Source organism: Pararhizobium sp. LjRoot238, assembly GCF_964252955.1.
GTDB lineage: Bacteria > Pseudomonadota > Alphaproteobacteria > Rhizobiales > Rhizobiaceae > Pararhizobium.
On the sequence record NZ_CAXUPP020000001.1, the window covers coordinates 2,342,640 to 2,359,985 of the forward strand.

Below are 17,346 nucleotides of genomic sequence, written 5' to 3' on the forward strand. Positions count from 1 at the left end.
TGACATCTCCCCCTCAAGGGGGGAGATCGTTCTTTTCCCTTATGGCCACAGAGCTTTTGATCAATCTCCCCCCTTGAGGGGGAGATGTCGGCCCCCGGGTCTTGCCTCCGGCAAGCCCGAGGACAGGCTCAGCCGACAGAGGGGGGGAAGTTCGGCACCGGGCAGTTCAGCCTCCGCTTTCCGGCGCCGGAAAGTTGATCTGCGGTTTGAGCAGCACCTGCATATCGGTCGTTTCGTCGCCCGCGATCCGCGCGAGAAGAATTCGTCCCATCTGCTCGCCGGTATCCGTCAGGTCCTCGTAGATGGTCTCGACCTTTGGCTGGATGTTGACCAGCAGTTTCGACGTCTGCTTGGCGACGATGTCGTATTCGACGCCGAGCGTCAGGCCGTGGTCGCTCATGCCGGTGATGGTCGCAAGCGCGGAGACTTCGCCGCCGCAGGCAAAACCATCTGGGGCATCGGGCTCGCCGGCACGGCGGCTGATATAGTCGCGGATCTGGTCGACGGGACAGTCGAGGTCGATTTCGGTCGGGATTTCGTAGGCCACGCCCGCCTCGCGAACGGCGGTCATGAACCCGTGCAGCAGGTGCTGCGCAAAGGTCATGCGCTTCGGCGGCAGGATGATCATTGGCTTGCGGCGACCGCGGGCGATCAGCCGTCTTGTCGCCTCGTAGGCGAACGAGAAATTGTCGTAATCGACGTAAGGATGCGGCGTGGAGAACTCGGTTCGCCCGTGGGTGACGAAGGGAAAACCGTTTTCGAGCAGAAGGCGCACGCGCGGATCGAAGGGCTCGGTGCGGGAAAAAATCAGGCCGTCCGCCATGCCATTGCGCACAATGTGCCTGATGGCATCGACATTGCTGTCATTGATGAAATTCGGCGTAACGATCAGGTGGTAGGGCGTGTTCTTCAGCGCCTTGGCAAGGCCGAGCATCAGCGATGTTCCAAATCCGAGGATTTCCTCGTGAGGATCGAGAAGCACGCTGATGACGTTGGTTCGGCCGGTCTTCAGGCGCTGGGCGGCGCGATCCGGCAGATAGCCGATTTCGGCCGCAACCTCGTGAACGCGCTTGCGGGTATCGAGCGAAATCTGCGGCGCATTGCTCAGCGCGCGCGACACGGTCGTCACGGCAAAGCCGGTGATGTCGGCAATCGTGCGCAGGGTCGGCTTGCCGCTTTTCCGCATGCTTTCGGAATGTGCGGATTTGGGAGTGTCAGCCAATGAAATACTCCCCTGAGGCGATGACAGGAGGCTTTTGTAACGCGGGACGAACGGATGTGCAACGCGTTTGTGCAAACGTTTTAAATCATACTTATCATGATTTTCTGCTGCGGTGCGGAATCAGATATACGACTTATAATCATCCAAATTCAGTATGTTAAAGCTATTGATGCGGAGATTGTTAGCAGTGCTTGACTTGATGTAACTTATAACGTTTTAAATGTGCCAGCGGTGGGAGCCGCGACCAATTGCTTCCCGTTTTCGAGACGGGACGGCATTCAACGGCGGGGGAGGAGTTTCCCGCTCTACGACTTGCAAACGGGAGGAATACGATGCGCAAGTTTTTGACGACGACGGCAGTGGCAGCGATCATGATGGGCGGCTTGGCGGGCGGTAGCGCCGTCCAGGCGGCCGAGAACGTTGAGGTTCTGCACTGGTGGACATCCGGTGGCGAAGCGGCCGCTCTGGACGTCCTGAAGAAGGATCTGGAAGCCAAGGGCATTTCCTGGACCGACATGCCGGTTGCCGGCGGTGGTGGCACGGAAGCCATGACCGTGCTTCGCGCCCGCGTCACCTCGGGCAATGCCCCGACCGCGGTTCAGATGCTCGGCTTCGACATTCTCGACTGGGCCAAGGAAGGCGCGCTCGGCAACCTCGATGAAGTCGCTGCCCAGGAAAGCTGGGACAAGGTGGTCCCGACGGCGCTGCAGCAGTTCTCGAAGTATGACGGCCACTGGATCGCAGCACCCGTCAACGTTCATTCCACCAACTGGGTCTGGATCAACAAGGCAGCGCTGGACAAGGCAGGTGGCAAGGAGCCCCAGAACTGGGACGAATTGATCGCGCTGCTCGATAACTTCAAGGCGCAGGGCATTACCCCGGTGGCACATGGCGGCCAGCCATGGCAGGACGCGACGATCTTTGACGCCGTCGTCCTTTCACTCGGCGATGATTTCTACAAGCAGGCCTTCATCGATCTCGACCCGGCAGCTCTTGGCGGCGACAAGATGAAGGAAGCCTTCGATCGCATGACGAAGCTGCGCTCCTACGTGGACGACAACTTCTCCGGCCGCGATTGGAACCTCGCCTCCTCCATGGTCATCGAAGGCAAGGCCGGTCTGCAGTTCATGGGCGACTGGGCAAAGGGCGAATTCGTCAAGGCCAAGAAGGTGCCAGGCACCGACTTCGTCTGCATGCGCTTCCCCGGCACGCAAGGCTCCGTGACCTTCAACTCCGACCAGTTCGCGATGTTCAAGGTTGCCGAAGACAAGGTTCCGGCGCAGCTGAAAATGGCCTCCGCCATCGAAAGCCCGACGTTCCAGTCGGCCTTCAATGTGGTCAAGGGTTCCGTTCCTGCCCGTACCGACGTTCCGGACACGGACTTTGACGCTTGCGGCAAGAAGGGGATCAAGGACCTGGCGGAAGCCAATGCCAGCGGCAAGCTGATGGGTTCCATGGCACACGGCCATGCCAACCCGGCCTCGGTGAAGAATGCGATCTACGACGTCGTCACGCGCCAGTTCAACGGTGAGCTGTCCTCGGAAGATGCCGTCAAGGAACTGGCTGCCGCCGTCGAAGCGGCAAAGTAAGGCTGCACGGCGAACCGTGCCCCTCATCCGCCCTCCCTTGTTCCATAAGAGGGGCGGGCACCTTCTCCCCGTAAACGGGGAGAAGGGACTTGCGGCAGCTTTGGGCACAAGAAACCGCTCTCCCCGCTTGCGGGGAGGGTTAGGGTGAGGGGCAGTTCGTCCTTTTTTGTTTAACATAAGCCTGATCTCCTTACGAAATCGGGCGTCAACGGTGGTGCTCACTATGGATAGCCGCAGCCGGTTGCAGGATATTGTGCCAAAGCTGGTACTTGCTCCAAGCTTCCTCATCGTCCTGATTTTTGTCTATGGCTTCATTGTCTATACCGGCTTCCTGTCGATGACGGACAGCAAGATGCTGCCATCCTATAATTTCGTCGGCCTGAATAACTATTCCAAGCTCTGGGCTCTGCCGCACTGGTGGCGGGCGATCTCGAATCTGGCGATCTTCGCGACGCTCTATATCGGCATCTGCTCGGTGCTGGGCTTGGGTCTTGCCATCCTGCTCGACCAGAAAATCCGTGCGGAAGGCCTGCTGCGGCCGATCTATCTCTATCCGATGGCGCTGTCCTTCATCGTCACCGGCACTGCCTGGAAATGGTTCCTCGACCCCGGCATCGGGCTTGAGAACACCATGCATCTCTGGGGCTGGGAAAGCTTTGCGTTCAACTGGATCAAGGACCGCAACTACGCGATCTATTGCGTGGTGATCGCCGCCGTCTGGCAATCCTCCGGCTTCATCATGGCGATGTTCCTCGCCGGCCTGCGCGGCGTCGACAACGAGATCATCAAGGCCGCCCAGATCGATGGCGCCTCGGCGACGACCATCTACCGGCGGATCATCATTCCGCTGATGCGGCCGGTCTTCCTGTCGGCCTTCGTCGTGCTCGCCCACCTCGCCATCAAGGCCTACGACCTGATCATCGCGCTCACCGGCGGCGGGCCGGGGCAGGCGACCGAACTGCCGGCGACGTTCATGTATTCCTACACCTTCACCCGAAACCAGATGGGCATCGGCGCTTCCTCGGCGATCATCATGCTGGTGATGATCTTCTCGATCATCATTCCCTACCTCTATTCCGAAATCAGAGGGGAGAAGCGCCAATGAGCGTCCAAAGCCCTGACAACGCCATCTCCAGCGGCCGCCTGATGCGCGCGATCATCTATTCGGTGCTGATCCTGTTTGCGCTTTATTCGCTGCTGCCGCTCTATGTGATGGTGGTCAATTCCTTCAAGCCGCTCGATGAAATCCGCCAGGGCGGCATGCTCAGCATGCCGCAGACCTGGACGATCGAACCCTGGCTTTCCGCATGGTCGACGGCGCAGATCGGCGTGCAGCCGACCGGCCTTCGACCGTTTTTCATCAATTCCATCCTGATGGTCGTTCCGGCCGTGGCGATCTCGACCATCGTCGGTGCGCTGAACGGCTATGTGCTGACCAAGTGGCGTTTCCCCGGATCGGGCATTTTCTTCGGCATGCTGCTTCTGTCCTGCTTCATTCCGTTCCAGATCGTGCTTATTCCGATGGCACGCATCCTCGGCATCCTCGGGCTCGCAGGTTCGGTGCCGGGACTGATCTTCGTGCACGTCATCTACGGTCTCGGCTTCACGACGCTCTATTTCCGCAACTACTACGAGGCCTTTCCGACCGAGCTGGTACGGGCGGCGCAGATCGATGGCGCGAGCTTCTTCCAGATTTTCCGGCGCATCCTCCTGCCGTCCTCGGGCCCGATCATCGTCGTCTCCGTTATCTGGCAGTTCACCAATATCTGGAACGACTTCCTGTTCGGCGCCTCGTTCTCCGGCGCCCATTCGACGCCGATGACGGTCGCGCTCAACAACCTCGTTTCCTCCTCCACGGGGGTCAAGGAATACAATGTCCACTTCGCAGGCGCGATCCTCGCCGCCCTGCCAACGCTTGTCGTCTACATCGTCTCGGGCCGCTACTTCGTCCGCGGCCTGATGTCCGGCGCCGTGAAGGGTTAAGACCATGTCGTTTCTGAAAATCACCGATCTGCGCAAGTCCTACGGCTCGCTGGAAATCCTCAAGAACATCAACCTTGAGATCGAGGAAGGCGGCTTCCTGGTCCTCGTCGGTCCGTCCGGCTGCGGAAAGTCGACGCTGCTCAACACGATCGCCGGGCTGGAGCCGATCACCTCCGGCGACATCGCCATCAACGGCAAGTCGGTGGCAGGACTGCATCCTTCCAAGCGCGACATTGCCATGGTGTTCCAGTCCTACGCTCTCTATCCGAACATGACGGTTGCCGGAAACATCGCCTTCGGCATGGAAATCCGCGGCGTGCCGAAGGAAGAGCGTGAAAAGGCCATCCACCAAGTCGCCGACATGCTGCAGATCGGCCATCTGCTCGAGCGCAAGCCGAGCCAGCTTTCCGGCGGCCAGCGCCAGCGCGTCGCCATGGGCCGCGCCCTGGTGCGCAATCCGCAGGTCTTCCTGTTCGACGAGCCGCTGTCCAACCTCGATGCCAAGCTGCGTGTCGACATGCGCACCGAGATCAAGCGCCTGCACCAGCGCATGAAGACGACGATCGTCTACGTCACGCACGACCAGATCGAGGCGATGACGCTGGCGACCAAGATCGCCGTTCTGAAGGACGGCGTGTTGCAGCAGTTCGGCACGCCGGCGGAAATCTACAACAACCCCGCCAACCTGTTCGTTGCCGATTTCATGGGCTCGCCGGCGATGAACCTCTTGAGCGCGACCGTGGAAGGTGGCGGTAGCGACCTGCGGGTGTCCCTGGCACGCCCGGATGCGGAGCCGCTGCATCTGCCGGTGACGCAGGCCAATGGCCTTTCCGCCTATGCCGGCAAGCAGATCGTCTTCGGTATCCGGCCGGAGGCGCTCACCGACCCGGATGGCGCCGACCGCAATGCCCGCTCGCTGGTCGAAGGGGAGTGCCTCATCGAAGTGGTCGAGCCGGCCGGCTCCGATACGTTCGCCGTGACCAAGCTCGGTGGCAAGGAAGTGGTCGCTCGCCTGCGCGCTGACGCTCGTATCGCGCCCGGACAACACACAAGGCTTGCGTTCAACCTGGACAAGGCGGTGTATTTCGATCCGCAAAGCCAGCAGCGCATCGGCTGAGTCTCGTTATGGTGAAGCAGCCCGATATCGTCATCATTGGCTCCGGCATCGGCGGGGCGACGATCGCCTCCGCCCTTGCGGGTTCCGGCGCCGACATCCTGATCCTGGAGGCCGGCGGCCATATCGAGGACCGGCCGGAAAACCGCGACCAGCGGGCGATCTTCCAGCGCGGCCATTTCCGGCCGAAGGAGCTCTGGTACGAGACCGACGGAACGGGTTTCAACCCCGGCAACTATTACAATGTCGGCGGCAATTCGAAATTCTTCGGGGCGGTGATGGTGCGCTATCGCCGCGAAGATTTCGCCGAGATGCAGCATCTGGAGGGCGTCTCTCCCGCCTGGCCGTTTGCTTATGAGGAGCTTGAACCCTGGTACAGCCGGGCCGAGCAGCTTTATCAGGTACGCGGCACACTCGGCGAGGACCCGACGGAGCCGCCGCATTCGCAGAACTATGCCTTCGCGCCGGTTCCGGACGAACCGCCGATTGCTTCAGTGCGCGAAAAGCTCAAGCGCAACGGCCTGCATCCCTATTCTCTGCCGCTTGGCGTCGATATCGACAAGTGGCTTGCCAAGGCGAAGACACCCTGGGATGCGCATCCGAACAGCTTCGATGGCAAGATGGATGCAGAGACGGCGGCGCTGACGGTCGCCTTGCAGCATCAGAACGTCCGGCTGCAGACCGGATCGCGGGTGACGCGGCTGGAAACGGCGCCGGATGGCAAGCGGATCGAGACCGTGCGCTATGTCAAGGATGGCGTCGAGCAGACGGTATCGCCGAAGCTGGTCATCCTTTCGGCGGGCGCCGTCCAGTCTTCAGCGCTGTTGCTGCGCTCGGCCAATGCAAACCATCCAAAGGGGCTGGCCAACAGCTCGGACCAGGTCGGCCGCAACTTCATGAACCACAATTCGAGCGCGGTGCTGGCGATTTCGCCATTCTATCGGAACAGCTCGATCTACCAGAAGACCTTCGGTTTCAATGATTTCTACCTTTCCGACGGTGAGGGCGGTCCGCCGCTCGGCAATGTGCAGCTTCTCGGCCGGATTTCCGGCCCGATCCTGAAGGCGAACATGCCGGCCGTGCCGGAATGGTTGCTCAGTCAGATCTCGGCGCATGCGATCGATTTCTACGCCATGAGCGAGGACATCCCGCATCCGGAAAGCCGGATCATGGTCGATGGCGAGCGTATCGTGCTGCAATGGGTGCGCACCAACTGGCCGGCGCATCTGATGCTGGTGAAAAAATTGAAGCAGGCGCTGAAGGCGGCGGGGTTCCCGATCGTGTTGTCCCGGCCCTTCGACAAACGCACGCCGTCGCACCAGTGCGGCACGGTGCGGATCGGCAACGATGCGGCGTCGGCGCCGCTCGATGTCTATTGCCGCACCTTCGATCATCACAACCTGTTCGTGGTCGATGCGAGCTTCCTGCCGACATCGGCTGCCGTCAATCCGGCGCTCACGGTCGCGGCGCAGGCGCTGCGCGTTGCCGATCACATCGTTTCGAAGGATCTGGCGGCATGACGGATCATAAACGCCCCGTTGCCATCGTCACCGGCGGCCGCCGCGGTATCGGCCTTGGCATCGCCAAGGCGCTCGCGAAAGGCGGTTTCGACATCGCCATCACCGGCATTGGCGAAGCCGATCAGGTCGGCACTGTGCTGGACGACCTTTCGGCACTCGGCGCCAAGGCGATTTTTCTGAAGGCCGACCTTTCCGATCTCTCGGGCCACCAGACGACGGTCGATGCTGTTCAGGCGGAACTCGGCCCCATCGCCTGCCTCGTCAACAATGCCGGCATGGCATCGGTGGTGCGCGGCGATTTTCTCGATCTGGCGCCTGAAAATTTCGACGCGATCGTTGCCACCAATCTGCGCGGCACGGTGTTTTTCACGCAAGCCGTGGTGAAGGCGATGCTGGCGGCCGGTTCCCGTGTGAAGCGCTCGGTGATCAACATTACCTCCGTCTCGGCGACGATGAGCTCGCCGGAGCGGCTGGACTATTGCATGACCAAGGCGGGGCTCGCCGCCTTTTCGCAGGGGCTTGCGCTGCGGCTCGCCGATAGCGGCATCGCGGTGTTTGAAGTGCGGCCGGGCATCATCCGCTCCGACATGACCGCCGGAGTTTCGGGAAAATACGACGCGCTGATCGATGGCGGTCTGGTGCCGATGAAGCGCTGGGGTGAGCCGGAGGATATTGGCAACATTGTCGTGGCTTTGGCGAGCGGCAGCTTCGGCTTCGCGACCGGGTCGGTGATCAATGCCGATGGTGGGCTGTCGATAGGACGGTTGTGAGTTTTACCTCCCCCTTGAGGGGGGAGGTCGCGCGGCACGCGCGGGTGGGGGTGACCACGGGATATCTCGGATCACCCCACCCCGGAGCTTCGCTCCGACCCTTCCCCTCAAGGGGAGGGTGGCAGTAATTTGAGGAAGACGACATGACCTACGACTACATCATCACCGGCGGCGGCCCGGCGGGCTGTGTTCTTGCCAACCGGCTGACAGAGGACGCCGATATCAAGGTACTGCTGCTGGAAGCCGGCGGCAGCGACTGGAATCCCCTGTTCCATATGCCCGCCGGTTTCGCCAAGATGACCAAGGGCGTGGCGAGCTGGGGCTGGGAGACCGTGCCGCAGAAGCATATGAAGGGCCGGGTGCTGCGCTATACGCAGGCCAAGGTCATTGGTGGCGGCTCCTCGATCAATGCGCAGCTTTATACGCGCGGCAATGCGGTGGATTATGATCTTTGGGCCTCGCAGGACGGCTGCACCGGCTGGGACTACCGCAGCGTGCTGCCCTACTACAAGCGCGCCGAGGACAACCAGCGCTTTGCCGACGACTACCATTCCTATGGCGGGCCGCTCGGCGTTTCCATGCCCGTTTCCGGACTACCGATCTGCGACGCCTATATCCGCGCCGGCCAGGAACTCGGCATCCCCTACAATCATGATTTCAACGGCAAGCAGCAGGCCGGCGTCGGGTTTTATCAGCTGACCCAGCGCAATCGCCGCCGCTCCTCCGCCTCGCTCGCCTACCTCTCGCCGATCAGGAACCGCAAGAACCTGACCGTCAGGCTCGGCGCGCGGGTGAGCCGCATCGTGCTCGAAGGCAAGCGCGCGGTCGGCGTCGAGATCGTCACGTCGCGGGGTGTCGAGATTGTCCGGGCCGAGCGCGAGGTGCTGATCTGCTCCGGCGCCATCGGCTCGCCGAAACTCCTGCAACAGTCCGGCATCGGCCCGGCCGATCACTTGCGCTCCGTCGGCGTCGAAGTAAAACACGATCTGCCGGGCGTCGGCTCCAACCTGCAGGATCACCTCGACCTTTTCGTCATTTCCGAATGCACTGGCGATCACACCTATGATGGTGTCGCCAAGCTGCACCGCACACTATGGGCGGGGCTGCAATATGTGCTGTTCCGCACCGGTCCGGTTGCCTCCTCGCTCTTTGAGACCGGCGGCTTCTGGTATGCCGATCCGGATGCCCGCTCGCCGGATATCCAGTTCCATCTGGGCCTCGGCTCCGGCATCGAGGCAGGCGTCGAGAAACTGAAGAACGCCGGCGTCACGCTGAATTCCGCCTACCTGCATCCGCGATCGCGCGGCACGGTGCGGTTGTCGTCGCCCGATCCGACCGCGGCTCCGCTGATCGATCCGAACTACTGGAGCGATCCGCACGACCGAAAGATGTCGCTGGAAGGCCTGAAGATCGCCCGCGAAATCTTCAGCCAAGCGGCGCTGAAGCCCTTCGTCATGGCCGAGCGTCTGCCAGGGCCGAAGGTCATGACCGACGCGGAGCTGTTCGACTATGGCTGCGCCAATGCCAAGACCGACCATCATCCGGTCGGCACCTGCAAGATGGGCACGGGGGCTGATGCCGTCGTCGATCTGGAGCTGAAGGTTCACGGCCTTGAGGGCTTGCGCGTCTGCGACAGTTCCGTCATGCCGCGCGTGCCCTCTTGCAATACCAATGGCCCGACGATCATGATGGGCGAGAAGGGGTCGGACATCATCCGCAACCGGCAGCCGCTGCCGGCCGCGATCTTCTCCCACGAACGCAACGACCAGCGGCCGCGGGCACGCGCCGAGATCCGATAGGAGTTTGTCATGATCCGCCATTGTGTTTTCATCCGCTTCAAGGCCAGCGTTCCGGATGCCGAAAGAGCATCGATCCTCTCCGATATCGCGGCGCTGAAGCCGCTTGTTCCCGGATACCTCGCCATCGACATCGGCCCCAATGTCAGCCCGGAAGGTCTGGGGAAAGGCTACAATGGAGGCTTTATCATCGATTTCGCCGATGCGGCTGCGCGCGACACCTATATTGCCCATCCCGATCACGAGAGGGCTGCTGGCCGCATCGTCGCCGCCACCGAATGCGGTGTCGACGGCGTCTTCGTCTATGATTTCGAAATTGCGGGTTGATCTTGGATGATGCCTGAACCGCGTGCCTTTCTGACCAGCCTGTTCGAGGCGGCGGTCGAAGCTGCCGATCCGCTCGCCGCGATCCGCGCCCATCTGCCCGCAAGACCCAAGGGCCGTACTATCGTCGTCGGTGCCGGCAAGGCGGCAAGCCAGATGGCGGCGGCGTTCGAAAGCCTGTGGGACGGGCCGCTCGAGGGCGCTGTCGTCGCGCGTCACGGGCCGATCGCTGCCTGCGAGCGCATCCGGGTCCTGCAATCGGCCCATCCGGTGCCGGACGAAGCAGGGCTTGCAGGCTCGGCCGAATTGCTGCGGCTGGTCGAAGGGCTAACGCCAAACGATCTCGTCGTGGCTCTGATTTCCGGTGGCGGTTCCTCGCTGCTGCCCGCGCCGCCTGCGGGTCTGGCACTTGACGACGAGATTGCCGTCAACCGAGCACTTCTTGCCTCCGGCGCGCCGATCTCGGCAATGAATGTCGTGCGCAAACATGTCTCGCGCATCAAGGGCGGCCGGCTCGCCTTCGCCGCGGCACCTGCCAAAGTGGTCAGCCTGATCGTCTCCGACGTGCCCGGCGACAATCCGGCCTTCGTTGCATCCGGCCCGACGATCCCTGATCTGTCGACGCCGGCGGACGCTCGTGGCATCGTCGAGCGCTATCGCATGGAACTGCCTGAAGCCGTGATACGGCATCTGAAGTCATCCGAAGCCGCGGCGCCGCCGCCGGACCACGCGGCCTTCGCCAATCACGAGCACCATATCATCGCCTCCGCAGCCGTTTCGCTGGAGGCTGCCGCTGCCAAGGCGCGGCAGTATGGGATCGAAGCAGCGATCCTTTCCGATGCCATCGAGGGCGAGGCTGCCGATATCGGCCGCATGCATGCGGCGATCGCTCGTGAAACGGCTTGGCGAAACCGGCCATTCCGGAAGCCTGTCGTCATCCTTTCCGGTGGCGAGACGACGGTGACGATTTCCGGCAAAAATTATGGCAGGGGCGGACGCAACAGTGAGTTCCTGCTCTCCTTTGCTCTTGATATCGACGGCGCCGATGGCATTCATGCGCTGGCTGCCGATACGGATGGCATCGATGGTTCGGAGGACAATGCCGGTGCCTTTGCCGACGGGGGCACGATTGCCCGCATGCGTGGCGCGGGCGGCGATCCAGGCGGCCATCTGGCTCGTCACGATGCCTGGAGTGCCTTTCATGCAAGTGGCGATCTGTTCGTTCCCGGGCCGACAGGAACGAATGTCAACGACTTCCGGGCGCTGCTGATTGTCTGATTTCCGTTGACGCCATGGCGCGCGCGCCGGTGCCCGGCATCCACGGGTAGGTTGCCAGATATTGCCGATGGTCCTAGTATTGCTCGACGCATCTGCCTCGCGGCGACGCCCAAACGGCACCCTCGTCCAGTCATCAGGGGGCGCTGACAGCGGCGGCGAACCGCCTTCTCCTCGAAAGCTCGATCCTTCAAGGCGCCGGGACGAGTGTTAAATATATGCGCCGGATCTGCGGTATGCGCCTTGTGTCGGAGGCCTGTTCGGCTTCTCATTTCCAGACCTGAAACCGGAACAAAGATGCGGGAAAGCCGTTTCTGCTTGGTTGTTGGAGGGAGGATATGTTCATACGGTTCGGATACGAGATCGGCATCAGCTGCGATCAGCCGACGCCGATGATGACCTATCTTTCCGTCGATCGCGGCAGGCGATGCGACATCATCAGTGAGCGCGGCCCGATTTCCGATCCGGCGGTGAGAATCGGAGAGGTCACTGATCCGCATGGCAATGTCTGCATGCGCATGGTGGTGCCGGCAGGCGGGCTGCATTTGAGCTACGACGCCGTCGTCGCGGATAGCGGCCGCCCCGATGCCGTCAATCTCGAAGCGAAAGCCGTGCCGGTCGAAAAACTGCCTTCCGTCTGCCTGCCCTATCTTTCGGCCAGCCGCTATTGCGAAACCGACCGTTTTGCCGAGCTTGCCTGGCGCTTGTTCGGCGATATCGAACCCGGTTGGTCTCGCGTGAAGGCGATCTGCGACTACGTGCATGAGCGACTGATCTTCAGTTACGGATATGCACCAGCCTTGCGGACCGCGATGGAGGCGCATGAGGAGAGGGCAGGGGTCTGCCGGGATTACGCTCATCTCGCCGTTACCCTCTGCCGCTGCATGAACATGCCCGCCCGTTACGTTAACGGCTATATGGGCGACATCGGCGTTACCGGCGATCCCGCCCCGATGGATTTCAATGCCTGGTTCGAAGTCTATCTTCAGGACCGGTGGTACACGTTCGATGCCCGCCACAATATTCCGCGCATCGGCCGCATCGCCGTCGCGCGCGGCCGTGACGCCGCCGACATTCCGCTGATCCAGACCTTCGGCAAACATGAACTGACGACCTTCAAGGTATGGACCCATATGGAAGAGACGGGTGCGATGACAAAGCCGCACAGCCAGCCGGATGTTTCGCTGCTCAGCCCCTGGTTCAGCGAGCAATGGTCCAGACATGTTCGGGAAAGAGAACACGGCCGGGAACATTGAGGCGCCTGCCGCGTTTATTACGACGGCCGATCTCGCCCGAGGACGCTTTTTTCCTTCGGGGCGCAAAACGAAGAAAATAATATCTATAAACTCGATGGAAAATATCAGAGAAAACGAGGGCGACGATACGGTCAGCAGGACATCTGCGACAACTCAAGTGGAGGACAGGATGCAAGGTTCGAGACCAGTCATGCAGAATCGCCCAACCGCCTTTGGCGCGCACACCGGACCCCAGTTTTCCTGGAACATGGCAGCGCAGGCGGCAGCATTGGCCGCGGCGTTCCTTTTCGTTTGCGCACTCGTCTTCGGGGCAATCTGAGCCTTTTCGAGAAGGCGAGTTTCAAGATTGCGAGGCCTCTGAGTCGATAACGATCCAGGGGCTTTCGTTTGTTTGGGACGCGCGCGAAAGATGTTCCTGGACGGCTAACCAGCGGCCGACATGTTATGCCGTAAAAAAAGCGCAAGCGACGCGCACTCCTGAAGATGGCGATGTCATTGACCTCGGCGACCGTGTCTTCGGTCATCCATACGCCCGGCCATTCCCCGGGTGGTATTGCGCTTTACGAGAAGGCGACCGAAATTCTGTTCTCCGGTGATATTCTCTATGATGGTCCGCTGATCGGAGATACTTACCATTCCAACGCCGAAGACTATCTCACGGCGATGGAGCGCCTGTCGAAAATCCCCGTGCGCATCGTGCATGCGGCCATTTTCCAAGCTTCAGCGGCTCGGCTACCGCCAATTTAACAGTTGGCTGAACGAAAAACAGAAGACGATCTGACGGGAGGGAAAAAGCATGCTCGACAAACGCAAGTTCTACATCAACGGCGAATGGGTCGATCCGATCGTCGCCAACAATCTCGAAGTGCTGAACCCGGCAACGGAAAAGCCGGTCGCGATGATTTCCATGGGAACGGCGGCCGATATCGACCGCGCCGTTGCCGCCGCCAGGAAGGCCTTCGTCACCTACAGCCGCACCAGCGTCGAGCAACGACTGGCGCTTCTGGAAAAGCTGCTTTCGATCTACAAGCGCCGTTACGATGAAATGGCGCAGACCATCACGCTCGAACTCGGCGCCCCCGCAACCATGAGCCGCGAGCAACAGGCCGATGTCGGCGTCGGCCATCTTCAGGGTTTCATCGATGCGCTGAAGCGGCTGCCTGTGCGCGAAGACCTGCCGAACGGCGACGTCTTGCTGCGCGAGCCGATCGGTGTCTGCGGCCTCATCACGCCCTGGAACTGGCCGATCAACCAGATCGCGCTAAAGGTCGTGCCGGCACTGGCAACGGGCTCGACCTGCGTCTTGAAGCCGAGCGAGTTCACACCGCTGAACGCGCTGCTTTACGCCGAGATGGTGCACGAGGCCGGCTTCCCGGCAGGCACATTCAACCTCGTCAACGGCGATGGCCTGAATGCCGGCGCGGCCCTTTCCAGGCACAAGGACGTCGACATGATGTCGTTCACCGGCTCGACCCGCGCCGGTATCGCCGTCAGCAGGGACGCGGCCGAAACGGTGAAGCGGGTGACGCTGGAGCTTGGCGGCAAGTCGCCGAACATCGTCTTCGAGGATGCCGACCTGGAAGACCGCGTTACCGGCAGCGTGCTGGAATGCTTCAATAATTCCGGCCAGTCCTGTGATGCGCCGACGCGGCTTCTGGTGCAGAAATCCGTCTATGACAAGGCCGTCGAGATCGCCACGCGGGTCGGCAAAGGGGTGAAAGTCGGCAACCCTGCGGAAGAGGGCAGCCATATCGGCCCGCTGGTCAGCGATGTCCAGTTCTCGAGGGTGCAGGCGTTGATCGAGGCGGGCATCGCCGAAGGCGCCCGGCTTCTGGTCGGCGGTGCCGGCAAGCCGCAGGGGTTCAAGCAAGGCTATTTCGTCAAGCCGACGATCTTTGCCGATGTCGACAACACGATGCGCATCGCCCGCGAAGAGGTGTTCGGCCCGGTGCTTGCCATCATGCCGTTCGAGACGGAAGAAGACGCGATCGAGCTCGCCAACGACACCAACTACGGTCTCGCCGCTTATGTCCAGACCGGCGATCCCAAACGTGCCGAGCGTGTTGCCTCCCGGCTTCGCGCCGGCATGGTCCACATCAATGGCGGCCCGCATCGCTATGGCAGCCCGTTCGGTGGCTACAAGCAGTCGGGCAACGGCCGCGAGGGCGGCCTGTTCGGACTTGAGGATTTCCTCGAGGTGAAGACGGTTCACCGGCCGGACGCTGCCTGAACCTCCGGATTTAAGTTGGCCCCCCGCAGTCCATCCGACTGCGGGGTTGGTTCACGGATTCTCATGCTCCCATAAGGAGAAATGGCTGTTTCCGGCAGCGCGCTTCTGATAGCTGCGATGCGTTATCGCGCAGCGCTGCTGTGTCGGATCGTATTGGATCGCATCCCGTGTCAGACACCGCCCTTCGTTCATCCTCGCCTTCATCGGCAAACCGCCTTGCGCTCACCGCGCTGCTGATCGGCGGCGCCGCGATTGGCGGATCGCCGATCTTCGTGCGGCTGTCGGAAGTCGGGCCGATGGCGACGGCGTTCTGGCGGGTGGCACTGGCGCTGTTGCCGCTTTTGGTCTGGTCGAAGGTGATGGACAAGACCGCTACGGATTCCCGGCCTGCCGGGTTGGCCGATTACGGTCTGCTTGTCCTGCCGGGCGTCTTTCTTGCTGCCGATCTTGCCGCCTGGCACCTGTCGCTGCATATGACCTCGGTCGCCAATGCCACGCTGTTCGCCAATCTGGCGCCGATTTTCGTCACTCTCGGTTCCTGGCTACTGTTTCGCGCCCATGTCAGCGGCGTGTTCCTCGCCGGCCTGGCGACGGCGCTGGCCGGTGTCGTGATCCTCAAGGGCGGGCCTGCGGCACTTGGCGACGGGCATCTTGCCGGTGACGCGACAGCAGCCGTCGCCGCCGTTTTCTATGCCGGATATATCCTGTCGATCGGCCGCCTGCGCAGCCGCTTTTCCACCAACCGGATCATGATCTGGAGTACGGCTTCGGCAGCGGTGTGCATCTTTCCGCTCGCCTTCTTCGTCGAAGACAGCTTCATGCCCATGGCATTGTTCGGCTGGACCATGCTGATCGGCCTCGCCTTTATCAGCCATGCCGGCGGGCAGGGGCTGATCATCTATGCACTCGCCTTTCTGCCGCCAGCCTTTTCGTCGCTGACGCTCCTTCTGCAGCCCGTCGTGGCGGCGGTCCTTGCCTGGCTTCTGCTGAGCGAACCCGTCGGCCTGATGCAGGCAATCGGCGGCGCCACCGTGCTTGCCGGCATCATGGTCGCCCGCCGGGGCTGATCAGATCGCTGGTCAAATGCCTGGCAGGTTAAAGGTCGAAAGCCGTTCCTCCAGTTGGAGGATCGTCGGCGTGTCCGCGTTGGCGAAGGCAAAGCGCAGGTAACCTTCCTGGCCCTCGCCGAAATAGTCGCCCGGCAGGCAGACGACACCGGCAATCTTCGCCAGTTTTTCCGCGACAAATTCCGAGCTGATGTCCGGATAGGGATGGCGGATATAGGCGAAATAGGCGCCGATCGCCTGCAGCTTCCAGCCCTTCAGCTTGCCCATCACCTGTTTCAGCGCCTCGGCGCGACGGGCGATCTCCGCGCGGTTGCCCGCCCGCCAGTCGTCCAGCGCGGGAAGCGCCTTGGCGACGGCGGCCTGCGCCGATCGCGGCGCGCAGATCTGCAGATTGTCCATGATCTTGGCGATCTGCTCGACGACGCGGGGTCCCGCCGTGATCGCGCCGAGGCGATGGCCGGGAATGCAGAAGGACTTGGAGAAGCTGTAGAGGCAGACGAGGCTGTTCTGCCATCCCTTGACCGTTAGCAGGTCATGCGGCGCGCCGCTGCCTTCGAGGAGAAAGTCGCGATAGGTCTCGTCGAGGATCAGCCAGGTGCGGTTGGCGCGGCAGAGATCGTAGATCCGGCGCAACAATGCAGGCGGATAGACGGAGCCGGTCGGGTTGTTCGGGGTGACGAGCGCCAGCGCGCGAACGCCGGGTTTCAGCGCTGACTTGATGGCATCGATATCGGGCAGGAAGCCGTCATGGGCATCGCAGGGCACCAGCTCGATGCCGATGCCGAGCATGGCAAGTGTTGTTTCCTGGTTGAAATAGAAGGGGTTGGTCATCAGGACCGTGTCGCCCGCCCCGGCAAGCGCCATCGCCGTGCAAATGAAAGCCTGATTGCAGCCGGAGGTGATGTGGATATTGTTGGCCCTGATTGTCGCGCTGTAGAGGCTGGAAACATGCGCGGCGTAGGCCGTCCGCAGACCCTGCTCGCCCTCGATCGCGCCGTAGCCGGTAAAGGCGGGTGAAGCCGCGGCCTCGCCCAGCCATTTCAGCATGTCTGGATGCGCCGGATAGCCGGGCACCGCCTGGCTGAGATCGATCAGCGGTCCGCGCATGCCGTCATAGGCCTTTGCCCATGCGAGAACGGAAGGCACCGGCGGCGGCGACAGTTTGGCAATCAGCGGATTGAAGTGCGGCATGTACTGTTG

At 61.7% G+C, this 17,346-nt stretch carries 14 protein-coding genes and 1 pseudogene; 13 read left to right on the top strand and 2 right to left on the bottom strand.

Going from position 1 to position 17,346, the window contains the following annotated elements:
- Positions 1-166 precede the first annotated feature (166 nt).
- Positions 167-1,186, bottom strand: coding sequence for a LacI family transcriptional regulator (locus ACSQ3F_RS11405; RefSeq protein ID WP_436102117.1), 1,020 nt, complete (start codon positions 1,184-1,186; stop codon positions 167-169).
- Between the two features lie 368 nt (positions 1,187-1,554).
- Here ACSQ3F_RS11405 and ACSQ3F_RS11410 point away from each other — a divergent pair, with 368 nt between their 5' ends.
- From ACSQ3F_RS11410 to ACSQ3F_RS11470, 13 genes and pseudogenes are all read left to right on the top strand, one after another.
- A complete protein-coding gene (locus ACSQ3F_RS11410; RefSeq protein ID WP_436100310.1) occupies positions 1,555-2,811 on the top strand; it encodes an ABC transporter substrate-binding protein in 1,257 nt (418 codons plus the stop codon).
- Positions 2,812-3,034: 223 nt separating this feature from the next.
- Positions 3,035-3,916: a carbohydrate ABC transporter permease gene (locus tag ACSQ3F_RS11415; protein ID WP_436100311.1), complete on the top strand. Its 882-nt coding sequence runs from the start codon at positions 3,035-3,037 to the stop codon at positions 3,914-3,916.
- Positions 3,913-4,794, top strand: a complete 882-nt coding sequence (locus ACSQ3F_RS11420; protein WP_436100312.1) for a carbohydrate ABC transporter permease — start codon at positions 3,913-3,915, stop codon at positions 4,792-4,794. Before ACSQ3F_RS11415 ends, ACSQ3F_RS11420 begins: the two co-directional genes overlap by 4 nt.
- A 4-nt stretch (positions 4,795-4,798) precedes the next feature.
- Complete coding sequence (locus ACSQ3F_RS11425; protein WP_436100313.1) at positions 4,799-5,911, top strand: ABC transporter ATP-binding protein; 1,113 nt, start codon at positions 4,799-4,801, stop codon at positions 5,909-5,911.
- Between the two features lie 8 nt (positions 5,912-5,919).
- Complete coding sequence (locus tag ACSQ3F_RS11430) at positions 5,920-7,428, top strand: GMC oxidoreductase (protein WP_436100314.1); 1,509 nt, start codon at positions 5,920-5,922, stop codon at positions 7,426-7,428.
- On the top strand, positions 7,425-8,198 hold the full coding sequence (locus ACSQ3F_RS11435) for a 3-ketoacyl-ACP reductase (RefSeq protein WP_436100315.1): 774 nt from the start codon (positions 7,425-7,427) through the stop codon (positions 8,196-8,198). The genes ACSQ3F_RS11430 and ACSQ3F_RS11435 overlap by 4 nt, the downstream gene beginning before the upstream one ends.
- Before the next feature lie 143 nt (positions 8,199-8,341).
- On the top strand, positions 8,342-9,997 hold the full coding sequence (locus ACSQ3F_RS11440; RefSeq protein WP_436100316.1) for a GMC family oxidoreductase: 1,656 nt from the start codon (positions 8,342-8,344) through the stop codon (positions 9,995-9,997).
- A 9-nt stretch (positions 9,998-10,006) separates the two neighbouring features.
- Positions 10,007-10,321, top strand: a complete 315-nt coding sequence (locus ACSQ3F_RS11445; RefSeq protein WP_436100317.1) for a Dabb family protein — start codon at positions 10,007-10,009, stop codon at positions 10,319-10,321.
- A 6-nt stretch (positions 10,322-10,327) separates the two neighbouring features.
- Complete coding sequence (locus ACSQ3F_RS11450) at positions 10,328-11,596, top strand: glycerate kinase type-2 family protein (RefSeq protein WP_436100318.1); 1,269 nt, start codon at positions 10,328-10,330, stop codon at positions 11,594-11,596.
- Positions 11,597-11,931: 335 nt separating this feature from the next.
- A complete protein-coding gene (locus tag ACSQ3F_RS11455; protein ID WP_436100319.1) occupies positions 11,932-12,849 on the top strand; it encodes a transglutaminase-like domain-containing protein in 918 nt (305 codons plus the stop codon).
- 440 nt (positions 12,850-13,289) lie between these two features.
- Positions 13,290-13,630, top strand: a pseudogene (locus ACSQ3F_RS11460) (MBL fold metallo-hydrolase); the annotation flags it as partial.
- Positions 13,631-13,645: 15 nt separating this feature from the next.
- Entirely contained in the window at positions 13,646-15,079 is a 1,434-nt protein-coding gene (locus ACSQ3F_RS11465) for an aldehyde dehydrogenase family protein (RefSeq protein ID WP_436100320.1), read from the top strand.
- A 167-nt stretch (positions 15,080-15,246) separates the two neighbouring features.
- The gene (locus tag ACSQ3F_RS11470) at positions 15,247-16,146 is read left to right on the top strand and encodes a DMT family transporter (RefSeq protein ID WP_436100321.1); all 900 of its coding nucleotides are present in this window, start codon (positions 15,247-15,249) and stop codon (positions 16,144-16,146) included.
- A 12-nt stretch (positions 16,147-16,158) separates the two neighbouring features.
- Here the strand turns inward: ACSQ3F_RS11470 and ACSQ3F_RS11475 are convergent, their stop codons facing one another.
- Positions 16,159-17,337, bottom strand: coding sequence for an aminotransferase (locus ACSQ3F_RS11475; RefSeq protein WP_436100322.1), 1,179 nt, complete (start codon positions 17,335-17,337; stop codon positions 16,159-16,161).
- Positions 17,338-17,346: the final 9 nt, after the last annotated feature.

Coding starts and splice junctions, on each gene's coding strand:
- ACSQ3F_RS11415 (WP_436100311.1), top strand. CDS start 3,035: ATGGATAGCCGCAGCCGGTTGCAGGATATTGTGCCAAAGCTGGTACTT.
- ACSQ3F_RS11420 (WP_436100312.1), top strand. CDS start 3,913: ATGAGCGTCCAAAGCCCTGACAACGCCATCTCCAGCGGCCGCCTGATG.
- ACSQ3F_RS11405 (WP_436102117.1), bottom strand. CDS start 1,186: ATGCGGAAAAGCGGCAAGCCGACCCTGCGCACGATTGCCGACATCACC.
- ACSQ3F_RS11440 (WP_436100316.1), top strand. CDS start 8,342: ATGACCTACGACTACATCATCACCGGCGGCGGCCCGGCGGGCTGTGTT.
- ACSQ3F_RS11475 (WP_436100322.1), bottom strand. CDS start 17,337: ATGCCGCACTTCAATCCGCTGATTGCCAAACTGTCGCCGCCGCCGGTG.
- ACSQ3F_RS11465 (WP_436100320.1), top strand. CDS start 13,646: ATGCTCGACAAACGCAAGTTCTACATCAACGGCGAATGGGTCGATCCG.
- ACSQ3F_RS11425 (WP_436100313.1), top strand. CDS start 4,799: ATGTCGTTTCTGAAAATCACCGATCTGCGCAAGTCCTACGGCTCGCTG.
- ACSQ3F_RS11430 (WP_436100314.1), top strand. CDS start 5,920: ATGGTGAAGCAGCCCGATATCGTCATCATTGGCTCCGGCATCGGCGGG.
- ACSQ3F_RS11450 (WP_436100318.1), top strand. CDS start 10,328: ATGATGCCTGAACCGCGTGCCTTTCTGACCAGCCTGTTCGAGGCGGCG.
- ACSQ3F_RS11455 (WP_436100319.1), top strand. CDS start 11,932: ATGTTCATACGGTTCGGATACGAGATCGGCATCAGCTGCGATCAGCCG.
- ACSQ3F_RS11445 (WP_436100317.1), top strand. CDS start 10,007: ATGATCCGCCATTGTGTTTTCATCCGCTTCAAGGCCAGCGTTCCGGAT.
- ACSQ3F_RS11435 (WP_436100315.1), top strand. CDS start 7,425: ATGACGGATCATAAACGCCCCGTTGCCATCGTCACCGGCGGCCGCCGC.
- ACSQ3F_RS11410 (WP_436100310.1), top strand. CDS start 1,555: ATGCGCAAGTTTTTGACGACGACGGCAGTGGCAGCGATCATGATGGGC.